The organism is Proteiniphilum sp. (assembly GCF_034927365.1).
GTDB lineage: Bacteria > Bacteroidota > Bacteroidia > Bacteroidales > Dysgonomonadaceae > Proteiniphilum.
Genome location: NZ_JAYFQD010000007.1, coordinates 503,712 through 519,584, shown reverse-complemented (window position 1 = coordinate 519,584; position 15,873 = coordinate 503,712). Strand labels below are relative to the sequence as shown.

Annotated in this window: 11 protein-coding genes; 8 read left to right on the top strand and 3 right to left on the bottom strand. The window is 45.5% G+C overall.

Annotation, left to right across the window (positions count from 1 at the left end; genetic code table 11):
• Window positions 1–56: 56 nt before the first annotated feature.
• Entirely contained in the window at window positions 57–5,630 is a 5,574-nt protein-coding gene (locus tag VB073_RS05630; RefSeq protein ID WP_323403161.1) for an alpha-2-macroglobulin family protein, read from the bottom strand.
• 63 nt (window positions 5,631–5,693) lie between these two features.
• Complete coding sequence (locus VB073_RS05625) at window positions 5,694–6,467, bottom strand: helix-hairpin-helix domain-containing protein (protein ID WP_323403160.1); 774 nt, start codon at window positions 6,465–6,467, stop codon at window positions 5,694–5,696.
• A 345-nt stretch (window positions 6,468–6,812) separates the two neighbouring features.
• Here VB073_RS05625 and VB073_RS05620 point away from each other — a divergent pair, with 345 nt between their 5' ends.
• Together VB073_RS05620 and ybeY are read left to right on the top strand one after the other, a co-directional pair.
• Window positions 6,813–8,045 (top strand): nucleoside recognition domain-containing protein, encoded by a 1,233-nt coding sequence (locus tag VB073_RS05620; protein ID WP_323403159.1) that lies wholly within the window; start codon window positions 6,813–6,815, stop codon window positions 8,043–8,045.
• Window positions 8,046–8,083: 38 nt separating this feature from the next.
• The gene (gene ybeY / locus VB073_RS05615; RefSeq protein ID WP_323403158.1) at window positions 8,084–8,512 is read left to right on the top strand and encodes an rRNA maturation RNase YbeY; all 429 of its coding nucleotides are present in this window, start codon (window positions 8,084–8,086) and stop codon (window positions 8,510–8,512) included.
• Between the two features lie 55 nt (window positions 8,513–8,567).
• Here ybeY and VB073_RS05610 read toward each other — a convergent pair whose 3' ends face one another.
• Complete coding sequence (locus VB073_RS05610) at window positions 8,568–9,356, bottom strand: hypothetical protein (RefSeq protein WP_323403157.1); 789 nt, start codon at window positions 9,354–9,356, stop codon at window positions 8,568–8,570.
• Between the two features lie 249 nt (window positions 9,357–9,605).
• Here VB073_RS05610 and VB073_RS05605 point away from each other — a divergent pair, with 249 nt between their 5' ends.
• The 6 genes from VB073_RS05605 to VB073_RS05580 all read left to right on the top strand — a co-directional run bounded on the left by VB073_RS05605 (window position 9,606) and on the right by VB073_RS05580 (window position 15,847).
• Window positions 9,606–10,556, top strand: coding sequence for an endonuclease/exonuclease/phosphatase family protein (locus VB073_RS05605; RefSeq protein ID WP_323403156.1), 951 nt, complete (start codon window positions 9,606–9,608; stop codon window positions 10,554–10,556).
• Window positions 10,557–10,646: 90 nt separating this feature from the next.
• Complete coding sequence (mnmG, locus tag VB073_RS05600; RefSeq protein ID WP_323403155.1) at window positions 10,647–12,521, top strand: tRNA uridine-5-carboxymethylaminomethyl(34) synthesis enzyme MnmG; 1,875 nt, start codon at window positions 10,647–10,649, stop codon at window positions 12,519–12,521.
• 52 nt (window positions 12,522–12,573) lie between these two features.
• Window positions 12,574–13,098, top strand: a complete 525-nt coding sequence (locus VB073_RS05595; RefSeq protein WP_323403154.1) for an adenine phosphoribosyltransferase — start codon at window positions 12,574–12,576, stop codon at window positions 13,096–13,098.
• Between the two features lie 91 nt (window positions 13,099–13,189).
• Window positions 13,190–14,989 carry an excinuclease ABC subunit UvrC gene (gene uvrC, locus VB073_RS05590; protein WP_323403153.1) on the top strand — a complete coding sequence of 600 codons (1,800 nt, stop codon included), beginning with the start codon at window positions 13,190–13,192 and terminating at the stop codon, window positions 14,987–14,989.
• A gap of 2 nt (window positions 14,990–14,991) precedes the next feature.
• Window positions 14,992–15,444, top strand: a complete 453-nt coding sequence (gene dtd / locus VB073_RS05585) for a D-aminoacyl-tRNA deacylase (RefSeq protein ID WP_323403152.1) — start codon at window positions 14,992–14,994, stop codon at window positions 15,442–15,444.
• 79 nt (window positions 15,445–15,523) lie between these two features.
• Window positions 15,524–15,847: a nucleotide pyrophosphohydrolase gene (locus tag VB073_RS05580; protein ID WP_323403151.1), complete on the top strand. Its 324-nt coding sequence runs from the start codon at window positions 15,524–15,526 to the stop codon at window positions 15,845–15,847.
• The last annotated feature ends 26 nt before the right edge of the window (window positions 15,848–15,873 follow it).

The following is a 15,873-nucleotide window of genomic DNA, read 5'->3' as shown; positions in this document are numbered from 1 at the left end:
TTTACAACTATCAAACCGCCCCACAAATCCTAAATCTCAAATCCTAAATCCCTACATCATTCCACAACCTTCACCCTCATTCCCCTGTTCCTCGCCTCTTCCTGCGGTGCATACATCGCCTGGCACGATACCGGCGGCAAATAATAACTACCCCTGTAAGCCGCCTGCAAGCGCACCCGGAATGTTTTAGTCTGACCAGCACCCAAATTAAAATAGGTCAGTACCCGGTCGTCACGGATATCCCGGTAATTATACCCACCATCGTTACCGGAAGCACCCGCTTCAAGCACCCGCTCGTTAAAGATTTCCCAACCGGACGGGAACACCTGTGTCAGCGCCAGGTCGGTGAACGCCTGTTCGATGCTGTTCTGGACGGTTACCACCGCCGTAAATTCCGTTCCCTGCGGAAGCGATTCCACATTCAGCGGGCTACCCTTCAAATCGACGTACTGTACCGACATCCTGAAGTTCCCCTGCACCGGTTCATATTCCGTCCCGGCCTGCGGTTGTGTACGGGTCGAAAGGCGTGCGTAGAGCTTACCTTCTCCCTTGTTGGTAATGCTTGCCGAGAGGTTCTTCTCCGGCTTGATATCGACCTGATAAATCGCCTTAGGCGTATTTACATGATCCATCTTCTTGCCATTCAGTGTCCAGTCGATATCGATATTGCCCGTACCTACTTTTGCGGCTAGCTGCGCCATCGCCACCAAGCCGAATGCCGCCGTCTGGGTGGAGATATAACCGGACGAGAGTGACTGTGCCACCGACGGAGCCAGCGACATCGCCTTCTCCACATTGTCCAGCAACAGGTATGTCTCCAAAATCATTGCCTGGTCACGTCCGGACGATCCATAGGTATCGTTGTTGAAGTTATATTCCTCCACTTGATCCGAACTGTTAAAGATAAGCGAATTGGCTACCTCTCTTCTGCCTGCCAACACATAGGCTGCAGCCAGCCGCCAGCGTGCCTGCACCGACAAGTCGGGCAATTCACGCATACGGTTCATCGCGCCGAGTTCCGTGTTTCCACTTAATGCCAGTGTATAGAGACGATATGCCTGTTGCAGTTCGATCATCGAAACCGAATAATAACTCCGATTGGGGTTGGTAGGCAGCCAGTTCTGGGCAAGTGCCCTCTGGAACTGAACCCATCGTGACAACACCGTCTCGGACACTTCATACCCCCTGTTTTTCGCCTCCATCAGGAAATGACCGGCATAGGTAGTCACCCATTCCGATGCATAGTTATCACCATACCAGTACATAAAACCGCCATCGGCCAACTGCCGTGAAGAAAGCATCCTGATCACTTCATCCACTTTGGCTGTCATCCGCTGCTTCTCATCTTCTTTCAAGACGGTGAATTCCTCAATATAAAGTATCGGGAAAGCCTGTGAAATAATCTGCTCCGTGCATCCGTGCGGATACTCAAGCAGATAATTCATATTCTGACTGAAATTGACACTCGGCAGGCGTGAAAGTTCGAGGGTAGCCCAATCACCCGGTTGTACGCCATCGGTCTGGATATCCAATGTCACCGATTCACCCGGTTCGATAAGCCGCGCCTGTGTGAGCACCACGGGCGGATTCGGATTGCGGACAGCTATATCGATGGTTTCGGTGAACGACAGACCGTTGCCTGAAGCTTTAATTTCTACTTGCTCGGCTCCTGTCTCCTTGCCGGATGTTAACTTGAAGAAGACGATTTTATCACCCGGCTTGTCGAACGACACGCTTTGGGTAGTCCCGTCCGTAGGTTTCAGTAATCCCTTTGTCTTGATGGAAACCTGCACATTCTTCACGTTGTTTCCCATGGCGAAGACATTGACAGGGAGCCACACCTCTTCCCCCGGACCCACGATACGCGGGAGCGTGGAGAGCGTCATCAGGTCGTTTTTCACCGTAACGGTCTTTTCAGCGTTGCCATAGGCACCGTCACCTCCTGCGACCACCATCACCCGTACAGACCCTACATATTGCGATAGTTTGATTGTATGGTTATTGGTCTGGCCACCTTTCAACGCGAATGGACCGATAAATTTCACTACCGGCTTAAAGCGATTCACATTGTCGCGCGACGGCCTCAACGCTTCATCACCGCCGATACCCAGCAATGGGCCCATAAAGCCGCTGTTAGTTCCCAGTACACGGTCGAACAGATCCCACGTACGCACACCAAGTGCTTCACGGGCATAAAACTCACTCCACGCGTTGGGCGTCTTGAATGCGGTAAGGTCAAGCAATCCCTCATCCACAATCGCAAGTGTATAGGTCATCGGTTTCTTCGATTTCTCCGATACTGAAATGCTGAATTCTTTCTCAGGATGTAACATCTCCGGCATTTTTATCACCGGTTCGAGGATACTGTTCTTGTTCTGCACTCCCACGTTCGCCACTCCATACATCCGGATAGGAAGGTCGTTCACCGTCTGTGCGTGCGGTTGCAGCATGGTGGCGAAAACGTAGAAATTCGGCGCCATCTTGTCGGTAACCTCTATCACGTATTTGGTATCTTCTTCCGCGGATGTTTTCACCCATTCTCGATGAAGGATGCCCGATCCATTCTCGATACTGATCAGCACCCGTCCAGTTGAACTCTTCGGAATGATGACAGTCGCTTTCTCGCCTGTTTCATACGACGGTTTGTCGGTAGAGAATGCCAGCATGGTCAACCCTTCCGGATCGCTTTTGGCTGAACGTCCACGCCAGGAAGGCCAATCAACATAGAAGATGGTTCCCGTAGCATGTTTACCCGACTTATCTTTCACCAAAAGCAGGTAACGTCCCCAATCGGGATAATCTACCTGAAAATCTATTTTTCCCTTTCCGTTTGCAAGGACTACTTCTCCATTGGCGACGATGTTAGCTGCAGTATTGTTCACATAGGAGCCCAGATCTTCGCCGGTACTGTTCCACCACCAACTCCAGTTGAGTTTATAGACACGATACTCCACATTCCCCGAAACAGGCTTGCCGTACGCGTTTAGCGTGACCACATCAAAATGGATCGGGTTGTCGGTTTCCAGGAACTCACCGGGTCGGGAGTCAGGCGCTTTTACCCCTACGTAGGTTTTATAAGGCGAATAAAAAACTGTCTGAGCGTAAAAACTCATATCACCACCGCTTTCGTAAACACGCGAAAGAATATTCCCGCGCAACATACCCGGTGCATTTTCGGCCACGGGTACTTTGGCGGTCACACCCGCCACGCCGGAGGCGTTCAGCACCCCTTCAAATATTTTCGTCTTGCTTGTCTCGAAATTGACGACCGGATTATTGAACGAGTAACCGGCATATCCCTTGAACGGATTGTCGGCCGCATAGAGCGTCAGGTCTACTTCCGCCTTCAGGTTCGAAGCGGGTGCGCCGTGCAGCCACTGCGAGGTAAGCGTACCCGAGATAACGCCATTCGCCGCATCAATAATGGAGTCGGTATCCAAGCGGACTCTCAGCCGGTTGGGTTTAATCGTCTCGATGCGAAGCGACTTTTGAAAGGTAGTGCCCCCCACTTTTACCAATCCCTGCCAGATACCGGTCTCCACAGAGGGATCGGTAGGAACGGCAAAAGTATAGAAGCCGTTTACTCCGTCGCTCTTCACCTGCCGCTGGTAGAATTGTCCGCGGGGTGTATACACTTCGAGTGTGACGGGATGGCCTTGCGGCAGTTTCTTCTCTTTGTCTTCAAGAATAAACGATACGAAAAGGGTATCGCCAGGGCGCCAGACACCACGTTCGCCATATATATACCCTTTCAGTCCTTTCTGTATCTCCTTGCCGCTGACATCGAAACGGCTGAGCGATAACGAAGCCTGCTCAGCCACTTCCAGATAACCTATATCATTGCCTTTGGAAGCCGTCACGACAAACGGGCGACCTTTCTTATAGTCGATTTCCACGAAACCGTTAGCATCAGTCTTGGCCGTGCCTAACACCTGCATCTGATAGTTATAAAGGATCACTTCCACACCCGACAGAGGTTGGGTGGTAAGGATATCAGTCACTGCCACCGTCATGGTATTCCCCTGTCCCGATTTAGCGATAATACCCACATTCGACGCCATGACCACTGTGTGTATCCTCCGTTCGTAATTCATATAATAGGTAGGCTTACAGGGGTCATCCCGCTCTTCCCACTTATAATTGCTCCAGTCGATCGGTTCGTAGTAATAAGGCGACGGTTCATCCCATACGGTTTCATCCTCTGCCGAAATCTCATTATCGGAAAAACGGTTCATATTCACATCATCGGGTACCTGTGGCCGTGTTCCGCCGCAGGTATACAACGAATATTCAGGCTGCATCGAAAGCTGTACCATATACAACGCACCCGGATCCTTCTCCATCATTTTGGAGAGATCGATGGAGAAATTGTTCCATTTGGAGAGATCCAGCTTCTTGTCGCCATCCAGACGGATACGCTTCTTCATGACCAGCCGTCCGAACCGGCGCAACTCACTGCTCGGCTGGTTATTGTTGAGCGAAGACGATTGCAGGTAATAGAGCAGGTTGTTGCGATATACTTTGACCACCTTCACATCCACCGCCCAGAGATTGACAGCACTGAACGGCAGCAGTAGCTGTTCGGCATCGGGAAGGATATTCCCGCTCTTTCCGAACTTGATCATCGGTTTATCATCTTCGATCTGCAATTGATAGAGGTAGGTCTTGTCAAGGTTCAGGCCGGAATTATTCTGAATACCCTGATGGATTTGCAGTTCTATCTGTCCTTTGGGTAAGGTCTCCGGATATATCTTGATCACGTTCTTGTCGATACGATAGGTGAAATTATTCACGCCGGAAGGTACGATCAACCCCCTCAAGTCCTTCGTTTGCGAAACCGGATCACTGAACGTCAGCCGGATATGCGGATCGGACGCCTGTACCATACGCACATCCGTCACCACGAAATGATCCTTTGAAAAGGCGGGAATATCGATCGTATAGTCGAGTTTCTTCTTCGAATCGATCGCTTTACCGTCAATAGTGAGCAGATATTGTTCAGGCTTATCCGTCCGACGCAGGCTGTCAATCAGAATGCGAAACGATATCGGGCTGGCTGGCATCACACGTACCTGCGGTTTTTGTCCCCCTTTGATAGTAAACATCTTACTTATATCATCTACAGAAACCGGATTCGACACTGCCATCATTATCTCTACCCCGTTCCAGGTCAGATCGGACGTGCTCATCGGTGAAAACGGAAGTATATCGGCAGTAAAACTCTGTTCGTTTACCCGTATAGAGAAATCGAATTGCTTGAATTTATCCTCCACTTTCAGCACTTTATCCAGGTGAAAAGCGACTTTATATTCCTTTCCCGGGGTCAAGGCTCCTGCTTCGGGCATAAAGCGGACGGTGTTCCCGTTCACCCAGAAAGTTTGTCCTTTCAACACAGGAGAGAACGAGAATAATTTCTCTTTCACCTCTGCATTCAACTCCACGGCAGGGATTTCCTGTACCAGTTCGACCTGAATAAATGCGTCGGAAGAGATGTTTCCATAGGTGAATGCCGAGATGTAACGGGCAAATTCGGGATCAATCTCTTTGGTGGTTCTTGGATTGCATCCTGTCGACAATAATAACATAGCCACCACTAAGGCTGAAAGAAAACGGAGAGATAGGTGTTTCATACGATTAAAAAATTAGATACAAGAGTATTTGATTTTTTTGATTTACGATTTTAAATAGATATTTCAAAACTCCAGATAGGGTTCAAGGCGGAGAATATCTTCGGGCGTAAACTCGTCAAGAATGGATAGTTCACGGATAGAGGAGATATCACCTTTTCGTCTGCGGATACTCATGATCACCTGCACCTGCTTATAATTCAGGTAAGGATGACGCAACAGCTCCCTGAAATCCGATTGATTGACGTGCAGTCTGCGGATATTACCACCTGGTTCAATATAAACAACGATACGGGAGAAAAGTTCCTGATCCATGCCGTATACCTCCAGCAATTGTTCCGTACTGACAAAGCCTCCCAGTAGGTTTCGGTAACCTACAATACGGGAAGCAAAGGTACTGCCGATACCGGGTATCTTCTTCCATTCAGCCGTATCGGTTTCGTTCAGCAAAATGGTTTGCCCTGCGGAGAGCTTTTCTACCGACGGATAGGTAGCATAAGAGGATCTGTCACCCCGGGAAGTATATCGTCCACTTTTACGAGAGTTATCCTCATACCTCGCACCGCTTTTGTCCGATGAACGAAGATCTGAACCACTTTCCCGATCCACAAACCGGTTCGGTCCCCCCGGGACATCAGACGAAGGATCCCTTACCGTCAATGACCGCCGGAATTCGTCAAATTCCCGCACCAGCGAGTCGTTCTGCATCAGAATCATATCCGACGACTTCCTGTTACTGAGAAGAATATTCAGGATAAGCGTCAATACAATAAGGATAAGCAACAGAATTACCGCCGTTTTTGATCCTCTTTGAAAATATAAAAAGTCTTTCCAATGCATCTTTTTTAGACATAAGAATCAAGATCCAAGACTTTTAGACATAAGAATCAAGACTAAATTGATATGATAATTTGTTGATATGAAGATTGAATTATCCATCATCAAATCAGCTAATCATCAAATAACCGCTCACCGGAGCATTATTCATACCCTTTCATTGGCATATTAACTACACTTCGTTCCGTTGAACGATGTTTGGCACATTATTCATAGTGGCACATTCATAACTTCACCGCTTTAAAGTTACAAATTATAATGTTTTCTTTTTAATAAATCGTCATAAATTGTATCTTTGACAAATCTTTGTCTACTAATTATCTACCTGATCAAAGATTTCCACAAGATATGGTATTGAATTATATTTGGATAGCATTTTTTCTGATCGCTTTCGTGGTGGCTTTGGTAAAACTTATTTTCTTTGGAGACATAAACATCTTCACCGAGATCATGAATTCTACCTATTCGTCGGCCAAGACTGGTTTCGAGATCTCACTGGGATTGACGGGAGTATTATCGCTCTGGCTGGGCATTATGAAGATAGGTGAACGGGGAGGTATGGTGGAGCTTTTCTCAAAGGCTGTCGCCCCTCTGTTTTCGCGGCTCTTCCCCGGCATCCCCAAAAATCACCCTGCTTCCGGTTCCATCCTGATGAATATATCGGCCAATATGTTGGGTCTGGACAATGCAGCCACCCCTTTTGGACTGAAAGCAATGCAGGAATTGCAGGAGATCAACCCAAAGAAGGATGCGGCCTCAGACCCTATGATCATGTTTCTGGTGCTGAATGCATCGGGACTGACATTGATCCCGGTCACCATCATGGTCTACCGGGCACAATTGGGAGCTGCCAACCCGGCAGATGTCTTTATCCCGATCATGATTGCTACCTTTGCCTCTACTGTCATCGGTATGATCGCCGTCTGCCTGAAGCAGGGAATCAATATCTTCAACAAAGCCATCATGGGTTTCCTGCTGACCATTGGAGGTCTTATCGCCGGGACTGTACTTCTTTTCCGGTCAATGTCACAGGAGCAGATCAATATTGTCTCCGGACTTGCCGCCAATATTTTTCTCTTCACCATTATCGTACTTTTCATCGTAAAGGCGTTACGTCGTAAGGTCAATATATTCGATGCATTTATCGACGGCGCAAAAGATGGTTTTAAGACCGCAGTGACCATTATCCCTTACCTTATCGCCATATTGGTAGGAATTGGCGTTTTCCGCGCTTCAGGGGCAATGGATTTCCTGATGGAAGGGTTGCGTGATCTGGTAGCGATAACGGGGCTGGATACCCGTTGGGTAGACGGTATGCCTACGGCGCTGATGAAGCCGTTGAGTGGTAGTGGCGCCCGGGGAATGATGATCGACGCAATGCAGACTTTCGGAGCCGACTCGTTCGCCGGTAGATTATCGGCCGTATTTCAGGGAGCCACCGACACCACTTTCTACATTGTAGCTGTTTACTACGGTGCGGTAAATATTAAAAATTCACGCTATACCGTTCCCTATGCGCTTTTGGCCGATTTGGCAGGTATTATAGCCGCCATTTTCGTGGCCTATCTCTTTTTCGGATAAAAAATAGAGGATTCTCCAAGCAAATAAATGTTAACAATATGACCATCATTTTTAATGCTGAAAATATTGATTTCCCGAAGATCAAAAAAAGGGAAACAGCAAACTGGATAAAATCCGTCGCAAAAAGTTACGGAAAACAAACGGGTGATATCTCATACCTTTTTTGTAATGACGAAAAAATTCTGGAGGTCAACCGACAATATCTCCAACATGATTTTTATACCGATATTATCACCTTCGATTATTCCGAAGGCGGTCGTATCTCGGGAGATATTTTTATCAGTCTCGAAACAATATTGTCCAATTCAATCCAATATGACACCGATTTCGATGAAGAGTTATACCGGGTAATTATTCATGGTATCCTCCATCTTTGCGGACTTAACGACAAATCGGAAACCGAAGCTAGAGAAATGCGGAAAGCAGAGGAGAATGCACTGTCCATATTACGAGAAAGCCTGCAGTAATTATGCTGTTACCGAATCACCTGATGGCTGTCTCCAATCAGATAAACCGCCACCACTAAAAACAGAAATCAATGGCAGCCGAAAGACCCATTCGGCCTATCTTTCGAGAAAAATCTCCGGTTTCATACTGATAGGTCATAGGACTATAATAGCGCATCTTAGACAATGAGGCATAAACGCCATTGACCTGTATACTTATTCCGGCAAAAGGAAGAAGCTGATAACGAATGGCTGCCGATAAGGCAAATCCGGCAGTAACACCCGTGTGAGTAGGTCCCCCATCTCTTAACTGCATAAGTACACTCGGATCACCAGCATCAGTAATTTTATCAGGTTCAATAAGATCAGTTGAGTGACGAATATGGTAAATTTCTCGCTCTATCTCCGATAATTTGTTATGAAACATCACCACTCCTGCATTGGCCATGATCATCCATCTCGTTTCGCCCAAAGGTAATCTTGCATAAATAGCCGGACCAAACATATGAGACTCCTCTTTAAAGGTAAGCGACCTATATTCATACACAAGGTAATCATAAGAGTGATCAGTATATTCCTGATAAGATTCTTTGTCATAACCAGATTGATAAAATCCATATTTTAAACCTATACCCCATTTTTTTGAGAAAAACCAAGCACCATCGAAACCGGGAGAGAAACCTCTGTTAGTCGCAGGTAGGCTAAGCATCTCCGTTATTGCAGTACTCGATGATCCCACTCCGAAAGTCGGCCCCACGTTAATAGAGAGATAGTATTTCCGGTATTGTTCCCCAGTGTTACCAGATTGTGCATATACAGAAGAGAAAAAAAGTATACAGTATGCAGCCAAAAGGAGTTGTTTCATATTCATCGTCGTATATTTTAGAAAATTGCTTTCCTATATAAATATGCTCCGGATAAGAATTTAAGACCGAATTATATATAGAGGGGAACAAAGATAAGTCACATTAATGAAAACTATTATAGTTGCGAATACTTTTTCTTTTTTTGTATCTTTGATCCCGTAAAATGACTGTTGAAACGATCTAAATCGATGAAACAGTCATCATTTACCAAAACCTCAATTTACATTTGTAGCAAATTTTGTGCAGATATGGCAATTCCGTTCTCTTTCATGTTCTATAATACCGAAAATTTTTATGATATCATGGATGATCCCCTTACGATGGATGACGCTTTCACGCCCGACGGAACAAATAAATGGAGCAAGAAACGATTCAATGATAAAGTAACCAAGTTAACAAAAGTAATCAGAGATATCCGTCAACCCAATATTCCGGATATCATAGGATTGGCTGAGATAGAAAATAAAAACGTAATAAACAGCCTGCTAGTTGAAATGAAACAGCAGGGGATTACACAATACAGTTATGTACATTACGACAGCCCCGATGAAAGAGGTGCAGATGTGGCGATGATCTATAACAGCAAAACATTCAAAGTACTGGAATCCATACCAATCCATGTGCATCTGCCGGGAATTGAAGACCGCACCCGTGACATACTGCATATAAAAGGAATAATACCAGGTGATATTGTGATCCATCTGTTTATCACCCACTTCCCATCACGCAGGGAAGGTACGGATCTCTCGGAACGAAGACGCTATTTCGTAGCGAGTGAACTAAGAAATGAAGTCTACAAGGTTTTGGAGAAGAACCCCGAAGAAAATATCATAATCATGGGTGATTTTAACGATACTCCTGATGATAATAGTGTGGATGAGGTATTGGGGGTGGAGAAAACTTTCGACCCTATCGAGAAATCAAAACTCTATAACCTACTGTATCTACGGTATAAAAAAGGAATAGGCTCTACTTACCATAAAGGATGGCTACTATTCGACCAGATTATTGTATCAGGAAATATGCTGTCGTCCCGGAAAATAGACTGTAAGCCGGAATATGCAGACATATTCAATCCATCTTATCTTCTACATTTCGATAATGACCGGAGGGTAAGTCCCAACCGCACTTATCGGGGAGGATACACCGGCGGATATAGCGACCATCTCCCGATATATCTACATATTTATCTGAAATAAAGCATATTGAATTATTCTTATCGGTAATTAACATCACAGCTACATCTAACTTTTTCTTTTTTAGTATCTTTGCTCTCTCAAATCAAAAAAATGACTTTCAATTACGACATCATAGTGGTGGGAGCAGGCCATGCCGGATGCGAAGCAGCTGTTGCCGCCGCCAATCTGGGATCCAGGACACTATTGATCACGATGGACATGAACAAGATCGCCCAGATGAGTTGCAATCCTGCCGTAGGTGGTATTGCCAAAGGGCAGATTGTACGTGAGATTGATGCGTTGGGAGGACAAATGGGGATTGTGAGTGACAAGACCGCTATTCAGTTCCGGATGCTCAACCGTTCGAAAGGTCCCGCCATGTGGAGTCCCCGGGTACAAAGCGACCGGATGAAGTTTATCGAAACATGGCGTGAGATCATCGAAAATACACCTAACCTCGAGATGTGGCAGGATATGGTCACCGGACTTATTTGTAAAGATTCAACCATTGCCGGCGTAAAGACAGGCATGGGGGTAGAATTCTTCTGCAAAGCGGTAATCCTTACAAACGGTACTTTTCTCAACGGGTTAATCCATATCGGCAAGGTGCAGATTGGCGGAGGTCGCATTTCCGAACCGGCCTCACACGGCATGACGGAACAACTGCGCGATCTGGGGTTCACCACCGACCGGATGAAGACAGGAACCCCGGTACGTATCGATGCAAGATCGGTCGATTTTTCCCTGTTGGAAGAGCAAAAAGGAGATATGGATTTCCATAAATTCTCTTACCTTCCCGATATACAACGGACTCTTCAACAAAAAAGCTGCTGGATAGCCTATACTTCCGAAGAGGTACATGAGGCTTTGCGGGACGGCCTTCAGGATTCTCCGCTTTATAACGGACAGATACAAAGTATCGGTCCTCGTTATTGCCCAAGCATAGAGACCAAGATTGTTACATTCTCCGATAAGACAAGCCATCAATTATTTTTGGAACCGGAAGGGGAAACAACCCATGAGTACTATCTCAACGGTTTTTCCTCTTCCCTACCTTTACAGACACAATTGAACGCCCTGCAACGAATCCCGGCTTTCCGAAATGTACACATATTCCGTCCGGGATACGCCATAGAATACGACTTTTTTGATCCTCGTCAATTACACCCCACTCTCGAAACGAAACTGGTAAAGAATCTCTTTTTTGCCGGACAAATCAATGGCACTACAGGCTACGAAGAAGCGGCGGGACAAGGGTTGATAGCGGGTATCAATGCCCACATCAACTGTCACGGAGGAAATCCTTTCATACTCCGCAGGGATGAAGCTTATATCGGTGTACTGATTGACGATCTGATCACGAAAGGGGTAGATGAACCCTACAGGATGTTTACCTCACGGGCCGAATACCGTATCCTCCTTCGTCAGGACAACGCCGACGAAAGGCTCACAAAAAAAGCGCATGAGATAGGATTGGCGACCGAAGAAAGACTCCACCTCTTCCATCGTAAAGAGGAAAAAGTGGCAGAAATTATCGATTTTGTCCTCAATTTTTCCATCAAGGCAGACCGCATCAATCCTTTTCTCGAACATATCGGAACAGCACAGTTAAAGCATGGAGTGAAGTTACACGACCTGCTTACAAGGCCACATATCGACCTGTCGTTGATGGCTCAGGAGGTTACTCCCCTCCAAGAAGTGCTAGGGAGTATCGACGAGCGCAAAGAGGAAATTATCGAGTCGGCCGATATAGAGATAAAATACAGTGGCTATATTAAACGGGAACGGCTGATGGCCGATAAGATCACCCGTCTTGAAGATATCCGCATCAAAGACAAATTCAACTATAACGAAATACAATCGCTTTCAACCGAAGCAAGACAAAAACTGACCAGGATCAACCCGGAAACTATCGCTCAAGCAAGTAGGATTCCCGGTGTTTCGCCCAACGACATTTCTGTTTTGCTTGTATTATTAGGACGTTAAAAATGCAATGTTTCACGTGGAACATTCAAGAAAAATAATTATAGAACAAAAAATGAGTATCGAAACACTTACTTCCTCAGTCAGGAATATTCAGGATTTCCCCATACCGGGAATTTTATTCAGAGACATTACCACCCTGTTTCAATCTCCCTCACATCTGAAAGAACTTTCGGATATCCTGTGTGAAAGATACAAGGATAAAGGAATTACCAAAGTTATAGGGATTGAATCCAGAGGTTTCTTCATGGGCCCAGCCGTAGCAATCAGATTAGGGGCTGGATTTGTTCCTATCCGCAAACCCGGGAAACTTCCCTACAAGGTGATTGAAGAGACCTATACGAAAGAGTATGGCGAAGACACCATACAAATCCACGAGGATGCGTTAACAAAAGACGATGTGGTATTGCTTCACGACGATCTATTGGCAACCGGCGGGACCATGGTGGCGGCATACAATCTTGTAAAAAAATTTGGTGTGAAAAAGATCTATATCAATTTCCTTATAGAACTCGAAGATCTGAATGGCTTGGAACATTTCCCGAAAGAGGTAGAAGTAAATTCGGTTATCAAGTTTTAAACAGACAGATCATCTTTGATAAACGACAGATAAAATCATCTGGTTTATCTGAGATTTCCACTCTCGATTCAGTAACGATTCCAACCCTACTATGACCGACGAAATCAAAAACACATTGGCCGTTATTCCTCATCAACCGGGCTGCTACCAGTTCCTTGATGAGGGTGGTACGGTTATTTATGTCGGCAAGGCAAAGGATCTGAAAAAAAGAGTATCCTCCTATTTCAATAAGCACCACGAACACCCGAAAACACGTATCCTGGTAAAAAAGATCAGACAGATAAAATATATTATCGTCAATTCTGAAGAGGATACATTCCTGCTGGAGAACAACCTGATTAAGCAGCTAAAACCACGGTACAACGTGATGCTGAAGGATGACAAGTCCTACCCTTTCATCGTGGTAAGAAATGAATACTTCCCCCGGGTCTATAAAACCCGTAATGTAGTGAAGGATGGCTCCAGATATTTCGGGCCTTACACCTCCGTACAATCGGTGAATGCACTACTGGATATTTTCAGACGGGTCTATAAGATACGTACCTGCCAGCTCAACCTAACACCCGAAAATATTGCTGCAGGCAAATTCAGGGTATGCCTCGAATATCATATAAAACGGTGCGAAGGGCCATGCGAGGGTTTACAATCACTGGCAGACTACAATAAAAATATTGAAGAGATCATTGAGATATTGAAGGGGAATGTAGCCATTATCGAAAAGCAAGTCCTCGAAAAGATGCAATTCCTAGCGGAGCAACTACGCTTTGAAGAGGCACACCGTTTAAAAGAGAAATTATTGCTGATCCAGAATTTCAGGGAGAAATCACAGGTAGTGAGCAATATACACTACAATCTGGATGTGTTTTCCATTGAAGGATCGGAACAATCGGCATATATCAACTATCTCCACGTGGTAAATGGTGCTGTCAATCAGGCTTATACTTTTGAATATAAAAAGAAACTCGATGAGACACCGGAAGAACTCCTCGGTATGGGGATTGTGGAGATGCGCCAACAGTTCGGTAGTGATATGAAAGAGATCATCGTTCCCTTTATTCCCGATTTGAAATTGCCGAATGTGGAATTTATCATCCCCCAGCGGGGAGAAAAGCGAAAACTCCTCAGCTTATCGGAAAAGAATGTAAAGCAATACAAGATCGATAAACTCAAAAAAGCGGAGATGCTCAATCCCGAGCAACGGACAACCAGAATTTTGAAAGGGGTACAAAATGACTTGCAATTGAAAGAAATCCCATGGCATATCGAGTGCTTCGACAATTCCAATATCCAGGGGACAAATCCGGTGGCAGCCTGTGTCGTCTTCAAAAAAGCAAAACCATCGAAAAAAGATTATCGACATTACAACGTGAAAAGCATTATAGGACCAGATGATTTCGCATCGATGCGCGAGATTGTGGAAAGACGCTATTCTCGACTACTTAACGAGAGTGCTCCCCTACCCCAACTCATTGTAATTGATGGAGGTAAAGGACAATTACACGCTGCCGTAGAATCGCTTCAGAAAATTGGCCTATACGGAAAAATAGCCATCATCGGTATCGCCAAGCGTCTGGAGGAAATTTATTTCCCCGAAGACCCCGTTCCACTCTATATCGACAAAAGTTCAGAAACGTTAAAATTGATTCAGCAGGCGCGCGATGAGGCCCATCGGTTTGGACTCACCTTCCACCGGCAAAAAAGAAGTAAATCACAGACGACATCCGAATTGGATCAGGTCAAGGGAATCGGCCCTGAGACCAAAAAAAACCTGCTGGTTCATTTCAAAAGTATCAAACGAATCAAAGAGGCGACTAAAGAGGAGATTATTTCGGTAATCGGGAAAAGTAAAGGAGAGATCATCTGGCAATGGATAACCGGCGAGAATGAATAATTATGAGACTATTGATTCAACGTGTAACAGAAGCAGCCGTTCATATCGGAGGACGGAAAAAGAACAGTATAAAAGAGGGAATGCTGGTATTGGTGGGCATTGAAGAAGCCGACAATGAAGAAGATATTACCTTTTTATGCAAAAAAACGGTAAATTTACGTATATTTGACGATGAGAACGGGATTATGAACCGGTCGATACTCGAAACCGGCGGCGATATCATGGTAATTTCGCAGTTCACGCTGCATGCCAGTACAAAGAAAGGCAATCGCCCTTCCTATATACGTGCCGCCAAACCGGAGATCTCCATTCCGCTATATGAACAGTTCTGTTCTACCCTATCGGAGATGCTACAAAAACCGGTAGCCACCGGTGAGTTTGGCGCCGACATGCAGGTAGAATTGGTGAATGATGGCCCTGTAACTATCTGGATCGATTCAAAGAACAGGGAATAAGAACCGATAAGACAACGACGATCGCAAAAAACATTCTTTATCGGACTATTTACTGATGCAACGATAAACAAAACGAATCATGACAATACAGGAAGCCCAAGAGCAGGTAGATCAATGGATAAAAACTTATGGTGTACGATATTTCAGTGAACTGACCAATATGGCTATCCTCACCGAAGAGGTAGGTGAATTGGCACGGATTATGGCACGGACTTACGGTGACCAATCATTCAAGAAATCTGACTTATCGAAAAACCTGGCAGACGAAATGGCGGATGTACTATGGGTACTACTCTGCCTGGCCAACCAGACCGGAGTTGATATGGAGGATGCATGGCGCAAAAACATAGAAAAGAAGATAGCAAGAGACGCCGATAGGCACCTGAATAACAGTAAATTATAGATATTTAATCAAGGTATCCCAATAGA